Below are 19129 nucleotides of genomic sequence, written 5' to 3'. Positions count from 1 at the left end.
CAAGAGGTTCTTATGACTGCCATCGTAGACATCATCGGCCGCGAAATTCTCGACAGCCGCGGCAACCCGACCGTCGAGGTCGACGTGGTGCTCGAAGATGGCGCGATGGGCCGGGCCGCGGTGCCGTCCGGGGCTTCGACCGGCGCTTATGAGGCGGTCGAACTGCGCGACGGCGACAATAGCCGCTATCACGGCAAGGGTGTCCGAAAAGCGGTGGACGCCGTGAACGGTGAAATCTTCGATGCGATCGGGGGCATGGACGCCGAGCAGCAGGCGCAGATCGACGAGACCCTGATCGAGCTTGACGGGACCGCGAACAAGGGCCGGCTCGGAGCCAATGCGATTTTGGGCGTATCCCTGGCGCTCGCCAGGGCGGCGGCGGATTCCCTCGACATTCCGCTGTACCGTTACGTCGGCGGCGTCACGGCGCGGACGCTTCCGGTGCCGATGATGAATATCGTCAACGGCGGCGTGCATGCCGATAATCCGATCGACTTCCAGGAATTCATGATCATGCCGGTCGGCGTCCAGACGTTCTCGGACGCACTGCGCTGCGGATCGGAAATCTTTCACACCCTGAGGTCCGAACTGAAGAAGGCCGGCCACAACACCAACGTCGGCGATGAGGGTGGTTTTGCGCCGGACCTGCCGTCGGCCGGTGCGGCGCTCGATTTCATCATGGGCGCGATCGTCAAGGCCGGCTACAGGCCGGGCGACGACGTGGCGCTGGCGCTCGATCCGGCGTCCACCGAATTCTTCAAGGACGGTAAGTACGTTTACGGGGGCGAGGGCAAGACCCGTTCGATCGAGGAACAGGCACAATATCTCGCCAAGCTGGCCTCGGACTATCCGATCGTCTCGATCGAGGACGGCATGGCCGAGGATGATTTCGAGGGCTGGAAGCTCGTCACCGACATGATCGGCAAGACCTGCCAGCTTGTCGGCGACGACCTGTTCGTCACCAACGTGACGCGGCTCGCCGATGGCATCCGGAATGGCCGCGCCAATTCCATCCTCATCAAGGTTAACCAGATCGGCACGCTGACCGAGACGCTTGCCGCCGTCGAGATGGCGTACAAGGCCGGCTATACCGCCGTCATGTCGCATCGCTCGGGGGAGACCGAAGACTCCACCATCGCCGACCTCGCGGTCGCCACCAATTGCGGACAGATCAAGACCGGATCGCTGTCGCGTTCGGACCGCGCCGCCAAGTACAATCAGTTGCTGCGCATCGAGCAGCAGCTTGGCGCCCAGGCGAAGTACGCGGGCCGTGCCGCGCTCAAGGCTGTTTAGAGTATTTTCCGGCGAAGTGGATACCGGTTCGCCGCAAGAAAATGCGCCCGAACAATAATTTCCACGGCATGGTCCGATTCAACTTGATCGGATCATGCTTATGGCCAGCTCTCGAATCGAGGGGACACGCCGGCGCGGAGTTTCTCACCACGCGTATCGCAGCGTTCCCTTGCCGGCGTAGCTGGATAAGTTGTCGGAGAACTCGCCCTCGAAGTTCGCGGCAAGCGCGAAGCCGTTGCGCCAGTTGATTTCGGCTCCGGCGGCACCAGCGCGGCATCGGGCGCCATCGCCGCGCCGCTGACGAGGAATCCGGTGCCCGGCAGCGACTGGAACGTCGCCGCCACATCACGCGCTGTGTTGAAGTTGCGCGCCCACGCCGCGCGGCCGCGCCACGTCAGCAGCGCATCAGCCATCACCGTGGTGCGATCGAGCCGCAGGCCCAGTTCGCTCCGGGGCGCGGAGACGTTGCGCGCCACATAGCCGAGCGCGAAGCTGTCGATCGCGCCGTTGCCCTGTTCGAGATAGGACGGCAGCCGATAGCTGATAGCCTGGGCTGCGGCATAGGGCGTCACGCCCGCCAATGCTGTCTCGACGCGCCAGCCTGCCTCGATGCGCCCGGAGAACACGCTGGCCTTGTAGGCGCCGCGTAGCCGCTCGCCGGTCGGTGCCACGCGCTCGGTGGAAACGTTGTGTCAGCCGTAGGCGAAGGCCCCGGTCAGGTAGCCTGCATAGCCCAGGGCCTGGCGGGAGAACACGCCGGCCTGGAACAGGTCGGAGCGTCCGGAGCCAAGTCCGTCGCTCAGGCCGAACGAGGTGCCGCCGCCGCCGAGCGCAAAGCCGAGCGATGTGCCCGGCGAAGGCGTGTAGGCCGCGCCGCCCATGCCGCCGTAAACATGACTGGTCGCGTCATGGCTCCCGATCGCGGCGTTGCCGCCGATCCGCCGTAGCCGCTGCCGAACGTGCGCCAGCGCGGTTCGAAGACTGGAGCGGAAAGCGGCGGCGCCTTGACGGAGAGCGATGCGAACGCGTCGCGCAGTCTGCTTTCGTGTGGCGTTGCCGCGTAACCCATCGCCTGCGAAGACGGGGGCGGGGGAGCCGCGCCTTGCGCGCCTGTCGTGAACGGATCGGTTAGCGCGTTGAGGAACAGGGTTTGCGCGTTGAACGCCGCCTGCGATGCGCCGGTCGCGATCTCGCCCGAGGCTTGCGACAGTCCGCGCGGGGTCAATGCGCCGAAGCTCAGCGGAATGCCGCCGGTGTTGCTGAAAAAGTTCTCCAGCGTGGCGGCGACGTTCTGTTGATTGCGGTTGAGGCCGTTGCCGTATTGAGGTGGTTTGTAATCGAGCGCGAGGTCCAGATACGCGTTGTTGCCGTCGGTCGCGAGCGCGCTCTTGAAGTTGGCCGGCAGGTTGGTGTTCACCGGCCCGGAGAACGAGCCGTTCACGCCGCCGCCGGCGGTGAGGATGGTGTAGCGCTTCTCGACGTAGCTGCCGGGTGCGAACCGCGCCTGAACAGTGGCTCCGCCCAGCGTTGCCGTGCCGGTGACGTAAGTGAAGTCGCTGTTCGCCGGCGACACCTCGACCATGTAGGTCGATGCCGAGGTGAACACCAGATCGCCGGCCACCGTCAGCGTGCCGATCGAATTGCCGGGCGACAGCGTGCCGCCGTTAACGAGGGTGTTGCCCACCGTACCGCCGCCGCCAAGCGTTTCGCCAGCGTTCACCGTCGTCAGCGACGACGACGCGGTCGAACCGTTCACCAACAGCGTGCCGTCGTTGACGGTGAGGGGCATGGCCGAGCTGCTGGTGCCCGTCAGCGTCCAGATCGAGGAGCCCGTCTTCTCGAAGCCGGTGAAACCGGCATACTCATCCGTCATGCCGGCGGTGGCGGTATCGACCACCTTCGAAACGTCGAAGCTGCCGCTCGACGCGCCGCCGAGCGCCAGGATGTTGCTGGCGCCGCCCGGCGCGACCACGACGCTGCCGAGCGTGCTCGATCCCGCCTACATCTCGTAACGATTGCCGCTACCCGAGAGCGCGACCGCGGCCACACGCATCGATCCATCGTTCTGCGTCCCGCCAATGATCGACCCGGCGTTGACGATGCTCAGGTTCGATCCGGCGATGCCAACTCCGCCGGCTCCTGTTTGGCGGATGGTACCAAAACATCCCATCCTCGGACCCCGCCGTTGCCGCCTGAGATTGTTCCTGTGTTTATGATGGAGGTTGCGTTCGCGACGATCCCGGCGCCGCCATCGCCGCCGTCTCCTTCAGTGCTGTTGATTCTCATGACGCCAGGGGCGCCATGGCCGCCGTCACCGCCGCGAATGACACCATGATTCGACAGCGATGCGCCCGCATGAAGCAACAATGCGGCTCCGCCGTCTCCGCCACTGCCAGCAGTATACGCTGCGTTGTGATTGAGAATTGCGAACCGTCCTCCATAACCTCCACCGCCGCCCTCTATCGTGCCCGAAACAATTGTCAACGCCGCGCCGGGGGCGCCGATATAAACGCCGTCGCCGCCGTCGCCGCCATTGCCGCCCTGAAGGGTTCCGGAACCGAGATCGAACAGAAATGCCGTGCCGATAAGATCGACGACGCCATAACCGCCGGCTCCGCCGCCGCCACCGTGTTCCCCGAGCGAACGTCCTCCCTCACCGCCATGGCCGCCCCGAAACCCCGTGGTGATGGCTACCGAACCTCCGGCTGCGATAAAGCCGTTCCCGCCGCCGCCGCCGCTGCCGGCGACACCAGGCGTTGCGGTCATGTTGCCATCGCCACCCTGTCCGCCGTCGGCTTGATCGGCGTCAAGACCGGCCGTGCCGCCTGACTGCCCGGTGACGGAGTTGCCGCCTGCCGCGCCCGCGCCGCCGCCGCCCCCGGCGCCACCATTCGCAACAGTGCCGTTCTCTTCCGCGATTCCGAAACCTCCGCCGGCCGCGGCGGGTGTTCCCGCGGCTGTTCCGCCGTCACCGCCGAAGGATTGGGCGAAGGCCGGTGCGCTATCGGCGGCGACCGCAAGTGTCAGCAGCGCCGTGGATAGAAAAGCGGCGCGCGCTGCGCTGGCCGAACGTGGCATATTGACCCCCAAATAAACCGCCAAATGGTGCGACCCAGCACTTATCGCGTTTCCGAATGAATATGTCCGCGGGCTTGACCCGAGGATGAATAATGATCCGCATGACGAAAACGCGTCAAAACACCAATCTCAAACTTACTTTCGATTCAATCAGCTAAGGGATCTCAGCGCGCGGGCGCTTCCGAGACTTGATCGTGCTCGGCAGGCCGTTTGATGCGAGGAGCGCCTCGTCCGACTGCCTGGAGCACGGCGGCGATTGCCTTGCGATGAAGCTCGTCGGCCTTGTCGATCTCGAAATGACCGTGCTTGCCGCTCTCATCGAGGTTGGACAGGCGGCCGCGAAACTTTTTGCCGGGCTCCACGGGACGTCCCCAGTCGGTCGGCACGTAAAAATTGATGATTCGGCGGACATTGGGCGGAACCCGGTCCGGCTGCGTCGGATCGAAGTTCACGATCAGCGCCACGGGAATCCTGTCCTGGTTCAGCTTGTGCGCCAGGGAGATTGTCGTATCCGCGCCATATGAATGGCCCATCAGAATGATCGGCTCGCGATTGCCGGCGCGAAAATCAGCGGTAATGCTGTCGGCGAGCGAGGACCACGACGTATAGGACACGGCTTCGGCCTTTACGCCGACTTTCCGGAGCTTTGCGGCCAGATCGTCCATGCCGAGCGAAAATACGTTGAACAGACCCCGCATCAGATACACATGACCCGGCCTGTGAGGCGTAGAGGATCGCGCAAGGGCGGAGGTTGTCAGGAATCCGCCGAGCGCGAACAGGATAAGACCTCCGATCCCGGCACGCAGGCCACGTTGAGCAGGCGGAAAACCAGTCGGCATCGATAAGTTCCATATGAATCTCTTAGACGTTTAGTATTTGCGCCCTCGCATTCTCTCGTCAATTGTGTAACCGGGAATCCTGTGCGTTGTGACTGAATTGTCACAGCTGAACTTGTTTTCCAGGGAAGTATTCGAGGTCGAAGTTGGGTATCGTGTTTGGGGACGGGGAGAATCGACATCGCTTCCTTCTTGAAAATAGATGCCCACGGAAGTGACGGAATGATCGCGCGGCGGCATGTGTTTCATATCGGCGGTTACGATCCTATTTCGCCGGCGCAGCAAGTGAGCCGCCTCGCGCGATCGCTGTCGGTTTTCCAGCGCACCTGGGGCGTGAGGGCCGGGATCGTGAGCGCGATCGACGCGACGCCGGTGAGCGCGTCCTGGATCGTCGAGGCGTCCGGGCCTAACTGGAGCACGCGCACGTCCTATGAAATGCTGCGGTGGGACGATCTGATCCTTGAAGATCATGCGCGCGGGATGTGGTCGCGCCTATGGCGGAGCTTCGTCACGCTGGTCGATTTCATCGTGACCGGTACGCTGTTCCGTTTCATGTACGCGAACTGGAAGTATGCCGGCTTCTTTCTGTTTCCGTATCTGTGCGTCGCGGGGTTCATCGGATGCGGAGTGGCGGCCGGATATGGCCTGGTCAGGCTCACGGGCGTGAGCGGATTCCCGGCGGGCGTGCTCGGGGCGGCGACGGCCGTGGGCGTCGGTGCTGGCTTGTTGCGCCTGCTGGGCTCGCGGCGTCCGATCAACCATGTGTTCGACGACTGGATCTTTTCGCGCGAGTTTGTATACGGGCGGCGGCCGCGAATGGATGCCCGGATCGACCGGTTCGCGGAGCGGATACTTGACCGGGTGCGTAACGCCGATGTCGATGAGGTCGTCATCATCGGTCACTGCCTCGGCGCCGCATTGGTCATGGACGCGGTGGCGCGCGCGCTCAAGCGGGATCCCGAACTTGCGGGGCGTGGCCGTTCCTTGTGTATTCTGACCGTCGGCTCCACCATCGCGAAATTCTCGCTGCATCCGCGCGGCGAGCACATTCGTCAGGCCGCGCAAGCCGTTGCCGGAGAGATGCGAATTCCGTGGACCGAGTATCACGCCCGCGACGACGCCATCAGTTTCTATCGCTTCGATCCGGTCATGTTAAAGCGCGTCAGCCGCGAGCGCTCCGGCGGGCGTCCGGATATCCGCCGCGTCCAGTTGCACGACATGATGGACAGGGCTAGCTTCCGGCGTCACCGGTTCAATTTCATGCTGTTGCACTATAAATTTCTGATGGGAAACAGCGTGCGCGCCAACTACGACTATTGCCTGATCATTTGCGGTCCGCTGCCGTTCGAGGAGATCACGTCGCCCCGCGGCGGCGTCGATCGTTTCGGAGAGGATGGGGCGCTCCTGCAACGCGCATCCTCCGGGACGGCCGCTGCCGCGAGCAGGTCGGCGGACGCCGCCGTCGCCGGCGTCGCTTAAGCACGGCGGCGGCTGATGTCCTCGATCACCCTCGGACAGACGATATGGCTTATCGGTCTCGTCGCCTGGTTCATTATTCGCTATCCCTATGCTCGGCGTGCGCGGGGTACCGCGACGTTGCGGCGTGACGGCACCTTGCGTGAGCGCCTGCTTCTAGCGGCGGCCTTTGCCGGACTGTTTGTGATTCCGATGGTGAATCTCGCGACGGGATGGCCGCGCGCTTTCGCTTACGATCCGGGTTACGGTCTCGTCGTACTCGGCAGCCTGCTGTTCGCGTTCTCGCTCTGGCTGTTCCGCCGGTCGCACAAGGATCTCGGCCGGCAATGGTCGGCCTCACTGGAAGTGCGTGAGGGGCATCGGGTCGTTCGCTCCGGGGTGTACCGATCGATCCGTCATCCGATGTACGCTTCATTCTGGCTGTGGGCGCTCGCGCAAGCCTGCCTGCTGCCGAACGTCGTCGCCGCCTTCAGCGGCGTCGCCGCCGTGGCGCTGCTGTTCTTCGCACGCGTGCGCTTCGAGGAGCAGATGATGATCGAGACGTTCGGGGAAGACTATCGCCGCTACATGCAGCAAACTCACCGCATCATTCCCGGCGTGTATTGACCGGAGATCGAGAGCGCGGATTCAGCCGGCCATGAGGGCCGCGCAACCATAGGATCTTTTCATGGCATCCCAACTGAACACCGCCGTCATCGTCGGCAGCCTTCGCAAGGAGTCGTTTTCGCTGAAGCTCGCCAGGGCGTTGACGGCGCTCGCGCCGCCGTCGCTTCAGCTTGATGTCGTCACGCTGAATGGATTGTCTCTCTACAATCAGGATCTGGACGCGACGCCGCCGGCGGACTGGGTGGATTTTCGCGATCGTGTCAGGAAAGCTGACGCCGTCCTGTTCGTGACGCCCGAATACAATCGGTCCGTTCCCGGCGTGCTGAAAAACGCCATCGACGTCGGATCGCGTCCCTATGGTCAGAGCGTTTTCAACGGCAAGCCCGGCGGGGTGATCAGCAATTCGCCGGGCGCTCTGGGCGGGTTCGGCGCCAATCATCATCTGCGCCAGTCGCTGGTTTTTCTCAACGTTTCGGTCTTGCAGCAGCCGGAAGCCTATATCGGCGGCATCGGCGATGCGTTCGATGAGAAGGGAGAACTCGTCAAGACCTCGCTGCGCGAGTTTCTCGAGGCCTACATCAAGACTTTCGCCGCCTGGGTGGCGCGGCATCAACAGTAGCAACCGGGGCCAGTGAGTTTGTTAGCGAAGCATTAACCGGACCGTCGCATCGTCGGGCCATGGTCTCACGCTCACGCCTCCGATCGCTGCTCACCGGCCTCGCTCTCTATGCGATGGCCGCCATGATCGTCGGCTATTTCGGCGTCAACGCCTATACCGGCAAGTACGGGCTGAATGCGCGGCAGGATCTCGATCAGGAGATCATCGCGCTGACGTCCGAACTGGCGCGGCTGAAGGCGGAGCGCGCCGAAGGCGAGAAGCGGGTCGCGCTTTTGCGCGCGAGCGGAATCGATCCCGACATGCTCGACGAGCGCGTCCGCTATCAGCTTCACTACGCGAATCCGCACGAGCTGATTCACGTCCTCCGCCGGGATTAAAAACGCCTCTGGCAGCAGCCGCGCTTGCGGCACTTCAGCCTTTTTGCAAAAGGCTTTTGTGTAATTTCAAAAACCTCCGGTTTTCGGTCACGGAATTTCGCGGCGAGGCGAACATCATTGATATCACGCGCTTTCAAGGTTGCCTGAGTTGGGCTAGAGAGAGTGACCCTTTCTCGCATCCGGAATGACCATGGTTGCATCCAAGAAGAACGTCGCGCAGGCGGCAGGCAGCGGCTCGAAAAGCCAGCCGTCCCCCTCGTTCACGCGCGAGCAGGACCTTCACGCCCTGCGCGAAATGCTGCTGATCCGCCGTTTCGAGGAGAAAGCCGGCCAACTCTACGGAATGGGCGCCATCGGCGGCTTCTGCCATCTCTATATCGGCCAGGAGGCGATCGTCGTCGGCATGCAGATGGCGCTCGGGGAGGGCGATCAGGTCATCACCGGCTATCGCGATCACGGGCACATGCTGGCCTGCGGCATGGACGCCAAGGGCGTGATGGCCGAACTGACCGGGCGGCGCGGCGGCTATTCCAGGGGCAAGGGCGGCTCCATGCACATGTTCAGCAAGGAGAAGCATTTCTATGGCGGCCACGGCATCGTCGGCGCGCAGGTGTCGCTCGGGACGGGTCTCGCCTTCGCCAATCGCTATCGAGGAAACGATCGCGTCAGCCTGACTTATTTCGGAGACGGGGCGGCCAATCAGGGCCAGGTCTATGAGAGCTTCAATATGGCGCAGCTCTGGAAGCTCCCGGTCGTCTACATTATTGAGAACAACCGCTATGCGATGGGCACGTCGGTGGCGCGCTCGTCTGCGCAGATCGATTTTTCCAGGCGCGGCGTGTCCTTCGACATTCCCGGCGAGCAGGTCGACGGCATGGACGTCCGCGCCGTGAAGGCGGCGGGCGACAAGGCTGTGAAATGGTGCCGCGAGGGCAACGGTCCCTACATCCTGGAAATGCAGACCTACCGCTATCGCGGCCACTCGATGTCGGATCCGGCGAAGTATCGGACGCGCGAGGAGGTCGACAAGGTCCGGCACGATCAGGATCCGATCGAACAGGTCCGCAACCGCCTGCTGGCTTCCAAGGTCTCCGAGGACGAATTGAAGAAGATCGACGCCAAGGTGCGCGAGATCATCAATACAGCCGCGGACTTCGCGCAAAACGATCCAGAGCCCGACGCGTCCGAACTTTACACCGATATTTATCGCTGAGCGCGCAAGCCTTTTTTCGGAGCGATCATGCCAATTCAAGTTCTGATGCCCGCGCTTTCGCCAACCATGGAGAAAGGCAACCTCGCCAAGTGGCTGAAGAAGGAGGGCGAGACGATCAGGTCGGGCGACGTCATTGCCGAGATCGAGACCGACAAGGCAACCATGGAAGTCGAGGCTACCGACGAGGGGACGCTCGGCAGGATACTGGTCCCTGAAGGGACCGCCGACGTGGCGGTAAATACGCCGATCGCCACCATTCTCGCGGACGGCGAAAGCGCGGCCGATCTGGCCAAGACAGAGTCCAAGACAGAGCCGAAATTTTCCAGCGTATCGTCATCCGCCCCGGCTGCGGAGTCGCGCTCGCCGGCCGGCGAGGGCAAGCCGATGGCCGCTTCACCCCGCCCCGGAATTTCAGAGGATCCCGAGGTGCCGGAAGGCACCGAGATGGTGACCATGACCATCCGCGAGGCGTTGCGTGACGCCATGGCCGAGGAAATGCGCCGCGACGACAATGTCTTTCTGATGGGGGAGGAGGTCGCAGAATATCAAGGCGCCTACAAGGTGTCGCAGGGCCTGCTGCAGGAATTCGGCGCGCGGCGGGTGATCGACACGCCCATCACCGAGCACGGTTTTGCCGGCGTCGGCGTGGGCGCGGCGATGGCGGGCCTGAGGCCGATCGTCGAGTTCATGACATTCAACTTCGCCATGCAGGCAATGGACCAGATCATCAATTCGGCCGCCAAGACGCTTTACATGTCCGGCGGCCAGATGGGCTGCGGAATCGTGTTTCGCGGTCCAAACGGCGCCGCGGCGCGCGTCGCCGCGCAGCACAGTCAGGACTATTCGGCGTGGTACTCGCAGATCCCCGGCCTCAAGGTGATCGCGCCGTATTCAGCCGCCGACCACAAGGGGCTTTTGAAGGCCGCGATCCGCGATCCCAATCCGGTGATCTTCCTTGAGAATGAAATTCTGTACGGGCACACCGGTCCGGTGCCGAAACTCGATGACCATGTGCTGCCGATCGGCAAGGCGCGGATCGCGCGAACCGGTCAGCACGTCACGCTGGTCTCATGGTCGAACGGCATGACCTACGCATTGAAGGCGGCGGATGAACTCGCCAGGGAAGGTATCGAGGCCGAGGTCGTCGATCTTCGCACGCTGCGGCCGATGGACACCGAAACCATCGTGGCGTCGGTGCGGAAGACCGGCCGCGCGGTGACCGTGGAAGAGGGCTGGCAGCAGTCGGGCGTCGGCGCGGAGATCGTCGCGCGCATCATGGAACACGCATTCGACTATCTGGACGCGCCGGTGATGCGCGTCTCGGGCAAGGACGTGCCGATGCCATATGCGGCCAATCTCGAAAAGCTGGCGTTGCCGTCGGTGGCTGAAGTCGTCGCCGCGGCCAAGGCCGTCTGTTACCGGTAAGCGGGGCAAATCATGCCGATCAACATCCTGATGCCCGCGCTGTCGCCGACGATGGAGAAGGGCAACCTCGCGAGGTGGCTCAAGAAGGAGGGCGACGCGGTCAAGTCCGGGGACGTCATCGCCGAGATCGAAACCGACAAGGCGACCATGGAAGTCGAAGCGGTGGACGAAGGCACCATCGCGAAGATCCTGGTGCCGGAAGGAACGCAGGACGTGCCGGTCAACAACGTCATCGCGGTGCTCGCCGGTGACGGCGAGGACGTGAAGGCGGCGGCGAGCGGAGCCACGGCAGCGCCTGGGAACGAAGCAAAACCAGAATCCAGGGCGGATGCGAAAGCTGGCAGCGGCGAAGCGGCTGGTTCTCCGGAACCATCCTCCCGCGCCCCTGCGTCCAAGCCTGCATCATCCGGATCGCAAGCGGCGCAGCCGGCGAACGGCCACGCTCGCATCTTCTCATCGCCGCTAGCGCGGCGGCTCGCCAGTGAAGCCGGCATTGACTTGGCGCGTATCGAGGGTAGCGGTCCGCATGGCCGCATCGTCGCGCGCGACGTGGAGCAGGCGAAGTCCGGCAAGGGCCTGAAGGCGGCGGCTGCGCCCGCCCCGGCAGGCGCGCCGTCGATCGCGCCATCGATGTCGGACAAGCAGATCCTGTCGCTGTTCGAGGACGGCTCCTACGAACTCGTCCCCCATGACAACATGCGCCGCACGATCGCGCAGCGCCTGACCGCGTCGATCCAGAACGTTCCGCATTTCTATCTGACGATGGACTGCGACATCGGGCGGCTGCTGTCCGCGCGTGAAGAGATCAACGCGTCCGCGCCGAAGGACAAGGAAAAGAAGCCGCTCTACAAGCTCTCGGTCAACGACTTCGTCATCAAGGCGATGGCGGTGGCGCTGCAACGCGTGCCGAACGCCAATGTGAGCTGGACCGAAGGCGGCATGCTGAAACACAAGCATTCCGATGTAGGCGTCGCCGTCGCGATGCCGGGCGGACTGATCACGCCGATCATCCGCAAGGCCGAAACGAAAACACTCTCCGCCATCTCATCCGAGATGAAGGATTTTGCCGCGCGGGCGCGGGCCCGCAAACTCAAGCCCGAGGAATATCAGGGCGGCACCACGGCCGTTTCCAACCTCGGCATGTACGGCATCAAGGATTTTACCGCGGTCATCAACCCGCCGCACGCCACGATCCTCGCGGTCGGCGCCAGCGAGGAGCGGGCGGTCGTGCGGGGCGGCAGGATCGAGGCGGCGCAGATCATGAGCGTGACCTTGAGTTGCGATCACCGCGCGGTCGACGGCGCGCTCGGCGCGGAGTTGATCGGCGCGTTCAAGACGCTGATCGAGAATCCCGTGATGATGATGGTGTGACCACGCCGGCAATGACCATCGGAAAATCCCTCGCGGTTGCGATCCTGGCAGCAAGCCCGTGCATTGGCGTGACGGGTTCGGCGCGCGCCGAATTGCCACCACGGTTCACAGTGTGGCAGGACTTTGCAGCGATCGTTGCGATGCGTGATTTTCCCGAGCGACTCGGCGTGGTCGATCGTATCGAACGGATTGGCATGGGTCGTTTCAATATTTATGGCGGCAATTGCGCGATCCTCGCCACGGTGGTGCGTGAGCCGGCGAAGAGTCCGGGCGGGAGACCGATGCCGGGACCGTCGCGGATCGTTCGGGTCGATCTCGGCGAGAAGCAGTGCAAGTCGTAAATTCGACCGAGCGTGTGAAGGAAAAAAGATGCGGACCTTCCTGATGTCTCTTGGTGTGGTTCTGGTCGCGGCGTCCGTGCAGGCGGCGGACATCAAGGGGTCCAAGGACCATCCATTGTTGCCGCGTTATGACGGCTCGGAGATCCTTCGTTACAAGCAGGAGGCGTTCACCGATTACAAACTCGCGACCGCGCTGATAAAGAACTACGGCGGCAAGGACAAGAACGCGAATTCCGTGACTCCGCTGGAGGGCAAGTTCACCCAGATCGCCTACAAGATGCCGGAAGGCCGCTCGTCGCTGGAGGTGTTTCGCAACTACGAGCAGGCGCTCAAGAAGGCTGGCTTCGAGACGATGTTCAGTTGCGAGCGTGAGACCTGCGGTGGCCGGAATTTCAGCCTCGCGATCGCCGGCGACCCGCTCTACATGCTGTTCGGCGATCAGCAGGCCGACCAGCGCTACGTCGCCGCGCGGCTCAAGCGCGCGGAAGGCGACGTCTATGCCTCGCTGTATGTGATCATGCACCGCTCGGGTGGCGGGCCGCTCAAGGACCGTGCGCTGGCGCTTCTCGAAATCACCGAAGCCAAGCCAATGGAAGAGCGGATGGTCGTGGTGGAGTCGTCCGCCATGCAGCGTGATATCGCTTCGCAAGGGCGTGTCGCGATTCACGGCATCCTGTTCGACTTCGACAAGGACACCATGCGTTCCGACTCGAAGCCGCAGCTCGACGAGATCGCCAAACTCTTGAAAGCTCAACCCGAGTTGAAGGTGCTGATCGTGGGGCATACTGATTCAAAGGGCGCGCTCGACTACAACCGCGACCTGTCGTATCGCCGCGCGCGTTCTATCGTGGAGTCGCTCAGCCGCGAGCATGGCGTCGCCGCGGCGCGCCTGACGCCGCTTGGAGTCGGCATGGCTGCTCCGATGGCGACCAACCGCACCGAAGAGGGGCGTGCGCTGAACCGGCGTGTCGAACTGGTCGACGCCACGAATTGAGGACAGAAAGCAGAGGCCATGGCTGACACTCACTTCGACGTCATCATCATCGGCTCGGGCCCGGGCGGTTACGTCGCTGCTATACGGGCGGCGCAACTGGGTCTCAAGACGGCGATCGTCGAGAAACAGCATCTCGGCGGCATCTGCCTCAACTGGGGTTGCATTCCGACCAAGGCGCTGCTGCGTTCGGCGGAAATCTATCATTACATGCGGCACGCCAAGGATTATGGCCTTTCGGCGGAGAAGGTGAGCTACGATCCGACGGCCGTGGTGCAGCGTTCGCGCGGCGTTTCCAAACGCCTCAATGAGGGCGTCGGCTTTCTGATGAAGAAGAACAAGATCACCGTGATCTGGGGCGAAGCATCGGTCGATGCTCCCGGAAAAATCACGGTGAAGACGTCGGATCCGCGCATCAAGACCGAGCCGCCCAAGGGCGTGCTGGGCGAGGGCAGCTATCAGGCGAAGCACATTGTCGTTGCGACCGGTGCGCGGCCGCGCGTGCTGCCCGGCCTGGAGCAGGACGGCAAGCTGGTCTGGACCTATTTCGAGGCGATGGTCGCGCCGAAGATTCCGAAGTCCCTGCTTGTCGTCGGCTCCGGCGCGATCGGCATCGAGTTCGCCTCGTTCTTCCGCACCATGGGAGCGGAGGTCACGGTCGTTGAAGTGCTGCCGCAGATTCTGCCCGTCGAAGATGCCGAGATCGCCGCTCTCGCCCGCAAGCAGTTCGAGAAGCAGGGCATCAGGATCATGACCTCCACCAAGGTCACCAAGCTCGACAGAAAGGCCGACAGCGTCGTCGCCACCATCGACGCTGGCGACGGCAAGCCGGTCGCCGCCGAGTTCGAGCGGGTGATTTCGGCGGTCGGCGTGGTCGGCAACATCGAGAATCTCGGATTGGAAAAGCTCGGCGTGAAAACCGATCGCGGCTGTATTGTGATCGACGGCTACGGCAGGACCAACGTGCCGGGTATCTATGCGATCGGCGACGTCGCGGGACCGCCGATGCTGGCGCACAAGGCTGAGCACGAAGGCGTCATCTGTATCGAGGCGATCAAGGACCTCAAACCGCATCCGATGGACAGGAGCCTGATCCCCGGCTGCACTTACTGTCACCCGCAGATCGCCTCCGTCGGCCTCACCGAGGCCAAGGCGAAGGCGGCGGGCAAGGATATCCGCGTCGGCCGCTTTCCGTTCGCCGGCAATGGCAAAGCCATCGCGCTCGGCGAGGATCAGGGGCTGGTGAAGGTGATCTTCGACAGCAAAACCGGGCAGTTGCTCGGCGCGCACATGATCGGCGCGGAGGTCACCGAACTGATCCAGGGATACGTGGTCGCGATGAACCTGGAGACGACCGAGCAGGAATTGATGCACACCATCTTCCCGCATCCGACACTCTCGGAAATGATGAAGGAAGCGGTGCTCGACGCCTACGGACGCGCGCTGAACATGTAAGGGTAGACGCGGCAGCCTGTCGGGTGTTGCCCCGTGGCGATATTGTTGCCATGGCGCAACACACGGCTGATCATTTAACCCTGCGAACAGGTGGCTCTTGCAGACGCCGCTATTTGGCCACACCCCTTCTTGAAAATTTACCTGTCGGCTGGAAGCTGACGCTTCAGAGGCTCGAAGCGTCTCCGGAAAAAGGCCGCAGGGAGGGATCGGGTTCGCGATGGATGTCGGGACGGACGTCAAGGGCAGGCTGTCGAGCCGTCGTGTCGCGGAAGGTCCGATGCGCGCGCCCGGCCTTGCGGGCTTGTCCGGCGCGCGATGGATCGATTCGCATCGTCTTGCTGCGCTCGCGACCGCTGACGGCGTTAGAAACGACAGCAAAGCGGGTCGCCCGCGTACTGACGTAAATTTGATTTATGCTGGGTACCCTGACCGCAAGACCGAATGGCGGATCGGCGCGACCAATCCCACATCCGATGAGCGCGCAAAGTTCGCTCGGCAGTTTGAACAGATGTTTAGCCGTATCCTGACCTGTACGGGCAGGGTGTTCGAGAAGTTGCGTTAATGCGAATGGCTAGCAGGACAGCTTTTCTGGCTTTGGCGTGGAGCGTGGTGTGCGTGAGCGCCCCGGCCTTTGCCTTTGATGGCACCGTGACCGGAGAGCAGGAAGCCGCCGCGGCGCTTCCCGTGGTTTCCGCTCCCCTCGCCGGGGGGGAGGCGCTGAAAAAGGCGGCGACGCCGAGCGTGTCGTTGACGGCTCTGCAATACGCGGCCGAGGGCGGGCACCCGATCGCCCAGTGGCGGCTGGGACGTATGTATGCCAAGGGCGACGGCGTCACCCAGGATGATCTGCGCGCTTTTCAGTACTTCAGTCGAATCGCCAACGCCCATGCGGAGGACAGCCCTTCTGCGCCGCAGGCCGCCGTCGTGGCTAACGCGTTCGTCGCGCTCGGACGCTATTATCTGCAAGGGATTCCGAATTCGGCCATCAAACGTGACGCTGAGCGCGCGCGCGAGATGTTTTCCTACGCGGCTTCCTATTTCGGCAACGCCGATGCGCAATACGATCTCGCCCGGCTCTATCTGAAAGGCATCGGAGCGCCTCACGACGTCAAGTATGGCGCCCGCTGGCTCGGCCTCGCGGCGCAAAAGGGCCAGCATCAGGCGCAGGCGATGCTCGGCAGGATGTTGTTTAACGGCGACCTGTTGCCTCGGCAGGCGGCGCGCGGCCTGATGTGGCTGACGCTGGCGCGAGACGCGGCCGCGCCAGACGAGACCTGGATCACCGAGAGCTATAACAAGGCGATCGCGAAGGCCTCGGAGGATGATCGCGCCATGGCGCTGCAGATGCTGGAGCACTGGGTGCAGGGGCGGCGGGATTGACCCTGGGTAGAGGTTTTCACTTCTGACGTAATCAGAAGCGAGGGCTCCAGATTGTTGTTTTGGCGCGTTTTCTTCAAGCGAACCGGTGCTTCTCCTTCGCTGAAAAGCTCTAGTTCCTTCCAGCCGTTTCCAGATCGAGATCAATCCAGACCGGGACGTGGTCGGACGCTTTTTCCCAGCCGCGCACATGACGATCGATTCCCGCTCCGCTGAGCCGGTCGCTGGCCTGCGGCGACAGCAGCAGATGATCGATCCGCAAGCCGTTGTTCTTCTGCCAGGCGCCCGCCTGATAGTCCCAGAACGTATATTCTCCGGCGGCGTCTGACACCGCGCGTAGGGCGTCGGTCAGCCCAAGCCCGAGCAGCGTCTGGAAAGCTTGCCGTGTCCGCGGGCGGAACAGGGCGTCATCGACCCATGCGGCGGAATTGTAGACGTCGCACGGCGCGGGGATGACGTTGAAATCGCCGGCGAGTATGAAGGCTTCCTCGCTTTTCAATCGTTCCCTCGAATACTCAATAAGGCGCGATATCCACTTGAGTTTGTAGGGATATTTCTCTGTGTTCGGAGGGTTGCCGTTGGGCAGATAGAGGCAGGCGACGCGCACCGCCCCATGCTCGAGGGTGACGACGCCTTCGAGGAATCGCGCCTGCACGTCGCCGTCATCGCCCGCCAGCCGGGGCCGGGTCTCGTCGAACGGGAATTTCGATAGCAGCGCCACGCCGTTGAAGGTCTTCTGGCCGTGCGTCACCACATTGTAGCCGAGCGCCTCGATGGCTTCGCGGGGAAACTGCTCATCGACGCATTTGATCTCCTGAAGGCAGACGACGTCCGGCGCGGTCTCTCTCAGCCAGGTGATCAGGTGATCCAGGCGCTGCCGGACCGAATTGACGTTCCAGGTGGCTATGCGCATCAGGCGGTCCCGCATGTGATTGCCGGTCTCAACGGGCAATCCGCCGTGAGGTCTCTTTCAGCGGGTCAAGGCCGCCTCTGACCCCGAAAAACTATATCGAAAAGCTGGTGCCGCAGCCGCAGGAGGCGGTGGCGTTCGGATTGACGACCCGGAACGATGCTCCGATCAGATCGTCGACGAAATCGACTTCGGACCCGCTCAGGAAAGGGACGGAGGCTGGATCGACGAGCACCACCGCGGAATCTCGCGCGATCACCAGATCATCGTCGGCCTTGGCGCGTTCGATGTCGAATTTGTACTGAAAGCCCGAGCAGCCTCCGCCTTCGACGCTGATACGCAACATGGCGCCGTCGCCCTCGGATTTCAGGATTTCTCTGATCCGCCGCGCCGCGCGCTCGCTGACGGTGATGTTGGCTTCTGTCATCCTGCGACTCCATATGCGATCGCGGACATTGTCCAATATTTTGAATTGCCCGCAAGCCATAGTTAAGTGGGCTTACGGCGGAATCAAACCATCGGAAGGGGGCAAGTGCCGTGACAGTTGGAATGGCAGCCCCGCCCGCGCCCTTTGCCAGCGAGCCCGGCCGCAGCCGCGGGCGGCTGTATGACGAGCCGCCGAGCCGGACCCGCAGCGCGTTCCGGCGCGATTGCGACCGGGTGATCCATTCGACGGCGTTCCGGCGGCTGAAGCACAAGACCCAGGTGTTCGTCTATCATGAGGGCGATCACTTCCGGACCCGTCTCACCCACACGCTGGAAGTGGCGCAGATCGCCCGCGCGATGGCCCGCCAGCTCGGGCTCGACGAGGACCTGACGGAAGCGCTGGCGCTGGCGCACGATCTCGGCCATCCGCCGTTCGGCCACGCCGGGGAGCGGGCGCTGGATCTTTGCCTGGGTCCTTATGGCGGCTTCGACCATAATGCGCAGACGCTGCGGATCGTGACCCTGCTGGAGCATCGCTATCCGGATTTCGACGGCCTCAACCTGACCTGGGAAACGCTGGAGGGGATCGTCAAGCACAACGGCCCGCTGATCGATGCCGCGGGAAACGCCGTGGGGCGCTATCAGTGTCGGGGCGTGCCGGTGGGTATCGCCGATTTCAACCGGACCTGCGATCTGGAGCTATGGAGCTTCGCCTCGCTCGAGGCGCAGGTTGCGGCGGTCGCCGACGACATCGCCTATGACGCTCACGACATCGACGACGGCTTGCGTGCCGGATTGTTCGCTGTTGATGACTTGAAGGAAATGCCGCTAACCGCTGGAATGATCGCGGATATCGCGCGCCGCCATCCGATGCTGGATGACGGGCGGCGTGGCGCCGAACTGGTGCGCGAACTGATCTCCTGCCTGATCATGGCCGTCCTGTCCGAGGCGGGCCGGCGGATTGCCGGTGCGCGGCCGCGATCGGTCGATGATGTGCGCCGGCACTCCGCGTCGCTGATCGCCTTTCCGCCGGAGGCGGCTGAGGCCGAGGCGGGAATCAAGGCGTTCCTCCGGCAAAGGATGTATCGCCATCCTCGCGTCATGCGGGTGATGGACGAGGCTGAAACCATCGTCCGGGACCTGTTCATTCGCTACCGCGACGATCCGGCGGCGCTTCCCGCCGAATGGCTGCCGGAGCAGGGGGTCAACGGCGCGTTCGATGCCGAAAAGGCGCGCACGGTCGGCAATTTCATCGCAGGGATGACTGACCGTTTCGCGATCAACGAGCACAAGCGCCTTTTTGACTCGACTCCGGAATTGCGTTAGGCGGCGCGT

At 63.1% G+C, this 19129-nt stretch carries 20 protein-coding genes and 1 pseudogene; 15 read left to right on the top strand and 6 right to left on the bottom strand.

Features of this window, described 5'->3' with window-relative positions:
* Nucleotides 1-12 precede the first annotated feature (12 nt).
* A complete protein-coding gene (gene eno, locus NWI_RS09530; RefSeq protein WP_011315083.1) occupies nucleotides 13-1293 on the top strand; it encodes a phosphopyruvate hydratase in 1281 nt (426 codons plus the stop codon).
* A gap of 98 nt (nucleotides 1294-1391) precedes the next feature.
* Here eno and NWI_RS16485 read toward each other — a convergent pair.
* Both NWI_RS16485 and NWI_RS16475 read right to left on the bottom strand, forming a co-directional pair.
* Nucleotides 1392-1970 (bottom strand): annotated as a pseudogene (locus NWI_RS16485) (autotransporter outer membrane beta-barrel domain-containing protein); the annotation flags it as partial.
* A 122-nt stretch (nucleotides 1971-2092) separates the two neighbouring features.
* Nucleotides 2093-3082 carry a hypothetical protein gene (locus NWI_RS16475; RefSeq protein WP_148203826.1) on the bottom strand — a complete coding sequence of 330 codons (990 nt, stop codon included), beginning with the start codon at nucleotides 3080-3082 and terminating at the stop codon, nucleotides 2093-2095.
* On the opposite strand from NWI_RS16475, the gene NWI_RS17615 reads away from it, so the two are divergent.
* Nucleotides 3081-3305 carry a hypothetical protein gene (locus NWI_RS17615; protein WP_148203825.1) on the top strand — a complete coding sequence of 75 codons (225 nt, stop codon included), beginning with the start codon at nucleotides 3081-3083 and terminating at the stop codon, nucleotides 3303-3305. The genes NWI_RS16475 and NWI_RS17615 overlap by 2 nt on opposite strands.
* A gap of 91 nt (nucleotides 3306-3396) precedes the next feature.
* On the opposite strand, the gene NWI_RS17610 is transcribed toward NWI_RS17615, so the two are convergent.
* Both NWI_RS17610 and NWI_RS09515 read right to left on the bottom strand, forming a co-directional pair.
* Complete coding sequence (locus tag NWI_RS17610; protein WP_011315081.1) at nucleotides 3397-4371, bottom strand: hypothetical protein; 975 nt, start codon at nucleotides 4369-4371, stop codon at nucleotides 3397-3399.
* A gap of 164 nt (nucleotides 4372-4535) precedes the next feature.
* Complete coding sequence (locus NWI_RS09515) at nucleotides 4536-5210, bottom strand: hypothetical protein (RefSeq protein ID WP_011315080.1); 675 nt, start codon at nucleotides 5208-5210, stop codon at nucleotides 4536-4538.
* A gap of 219 nt (nucleotides 5211-5429) precedes the next feature.
* Between NWI_RS09515 and NWI_RS09510 the strand changes: the two genes are divergently transcribed.
* The 12 genes from NWI_RS09510 (at nucleotide 5430) to NWI_RS09455 (ending at nucleotide 16461) form a co-directional block, all read left to right on the top strand.
* On the top strand, nucleotides 5430-6686 hold the full coding sequence (locus tag NWI_RS09510) for a hypothetical protein (RefSeq protein ID WP_011315079.1): 1257 nt from the start codon (nucleotides 5430-5432) through the stop codon (nucleotides 6684-6686).
* A gap of 15 nt (nucleotides 6687-6701) precedes the next feature.
* A complete protein-coding gene (locus NWI_RS09505) occupies nucleotides 6702-7289 on the top strand; it encodes a protein-S-isoprenylcysteine O-methyltransferase (protein WP_011315078.1) in 588 nt (195 codons plus the stop codon).
* Between the two features lie 61 nt (nucleotides 7290-7350).
* Complete coding sequence (locus tag NWI_RS09500) at nucleotides 7351-7908, top strand: NADPH-dependent FMN reductase (RefSeq protein WP_011315077.1); 558 nt, start codon at nucleotides 7351-7353, stop codon at nucleotides 7906-7908.
* Between the two features lie 59 nt (nucleotides 7909-7967).
* Entirely contained in the window at nucleotides 7968-8285 is a 318-nt protein-coding gene (locus tag NWI_RS09495; RefSeq protein WP_011315076.1) for an FtsB family cell division protein, read from the top strand.
* Between the two features lie 190 nt (nucleotides 8286-8475).
* Nucleotides 8476-9498, top strand: a complete 1023-nt coding sequence (gene pdhA / locus NWI_RS09490; protein ID WP_041345562.1) for a pyruvate dehydrogenase (acetyl-transferring) E1 component subunit alpha — start codon at nucleotides 8476-8478, stop codon at nucleotides 9496-9498.
* A 27-nt stretch (nucleotides 9499-9525) separates the two neighbouring features.
* Nucleotides 9526-10923 (top strand): pyruvate dehydrogenase complex E1 component subunit beta, encoded by a 1398-nt coding sequence (locus NWI_RS09485; RefSeq protein WP_011315074.1) that lies wholly within the window; start codon nucleotides 9526-9528, stop codon nucleotides 10921-10923.
* 12 nt (nucleotides 10924-10935) lie between these two features.
* On the top strand, nucleotides 10936-12294 hold the full coding sequence (locus NWI_RS09480; protein ID WP_011315073.1) for a pyruvate dehydrogenase complex dihydrolipoamide acetyltransferase: 1359 nt from the start codon (nucleotides 10936-10938) through the stop codon (nucleotides 12292-12294).
* Nucleotides 12291-12635 carry a hypothetical protein gene (locus NWI_RS09475; protein ID WP_011315072.1) on the top strand — a complete coding sequence of 115 codons (345 nt, stop codon included), beginning with the start codon at nucleotides 12291-12293 and terminating at the stop codon, nucleotides 12633-12635. The genes NWI_RS09480 and NWI_RS09475 overlap by 4 nt, the downstream gene beginning before the upstream one ends.
* Before the next feature lie 28 nt (nucleotides 12636-12663).
* Complete coding sequence (locus NWI_RS09470; protein WP_011315071.1) at nucleotides 12664-13629, top strand: OmpA family protein; 966 nt, start codon at nucleotides 12664-12666, stop codon at nucleotides 13627-13629.
* An 18-nt stretch (nucleotides 13630-13647) separates the two neighbouring features.
* A complete protein-coding gene (gene lpdA / locus NWI_RS09465; protein WP_011315070.1) occupies nucleotides 13648-15081 on the top strand; it encodes a dihydrolipoyl dehydrogenase in 1434 nt (477 codons plus the stop codon).
* A 277-nt stretch (nucleotides 15082-15358) separates the two neighbouring features.
* The gene (locus NWI_RS09460; RefSeq protein ID WP_148203824.1) at nucleotides 15359-15643 is read left to right on the top strand and encodes a hypothetical protein; all 285 of its coding nucleotides are present in this window, start codon (nucleotides 15359-15361) and stop codon (nucleotides 15641-15643) included.
* Entirely contained in the window at nucleotides 15643-16461 is an 819-nt protein-coding gene (locus NWI_RS09455) for a tetratricopeptide repeat protein (RefSeq protein ID WP_041344968.1), read from the top strand. Before NWI_RS09460 ends, NWI_RS09455 begins: the two co-directional genes overlap by 1 nt.
* Before the next feature lie 109 nt (nucleotides 16462-16570).
* Here NWI_RS09455 and xth read toward each other — a convergent pair whose 3' ends face one another.
* Together xth and erpA are read right to left on the bottom strand one after the other, a co-directional pair.
* Nucleotides 16571-17371, bottom strand: a complete 801-nt coding sequence (gene xth, locus NWI_RS09450) for an exodeoxyribonuclease III (protein WP_011315067.1) — start codon at nucleotides 17369-17371, stop codon at nucleotides 16571-16573.
* A 91-nt stretch (nucleotides 17372-17462) separates the two neighbouring features.
* Nucleotides 17463-17795, bottom strand: coding sequence for an iron-sulfur cluster insertion protein ErpA (gene erpA, locus NWI_RS09445; RefSeq protein ID WP_011315066.1), 333 nt, complete (start codon nucleotides 17793-17795; stop codon nucleotides 17463-17465).
* 110 nt (nucleotides 17796-17905) lie between these two features.
* On the opposite strand from erpA, the gene NWI_RS09440 reads away from it, so the two are divergent.
* Nucleotides 17906-19120 carry a deoxyguanosinetriphosphate triphosphohydrolase gene (locus tag NWI_RS09440; protein WP_187147959.1) on the top strand — a complete coding sequence of 405 codons (1215 nt, stop codon included), beginning with the start codon at nucleotides 17906-17908 and terminating at the stop codon, nucleotides 19118-19120.
* The last annotated feature ends 9 nt before the right edge of the window (nucleotides 19121-19129 follow it).

Origin of the sequence: Nitrobacter winogradskyi Nb-255, from assembly GCF_000012725.1 — a bacterium.
GTDB lineage: Bacteria > Pseudomonadota > Alphaproteobacteria > Rhizobiales > Xanthobacteraceae > Nitrobacter > Nitrobacter winogradskyi.
This window is presented reverse-complemented; position numbering and strand designations above follow the sequence as displayed.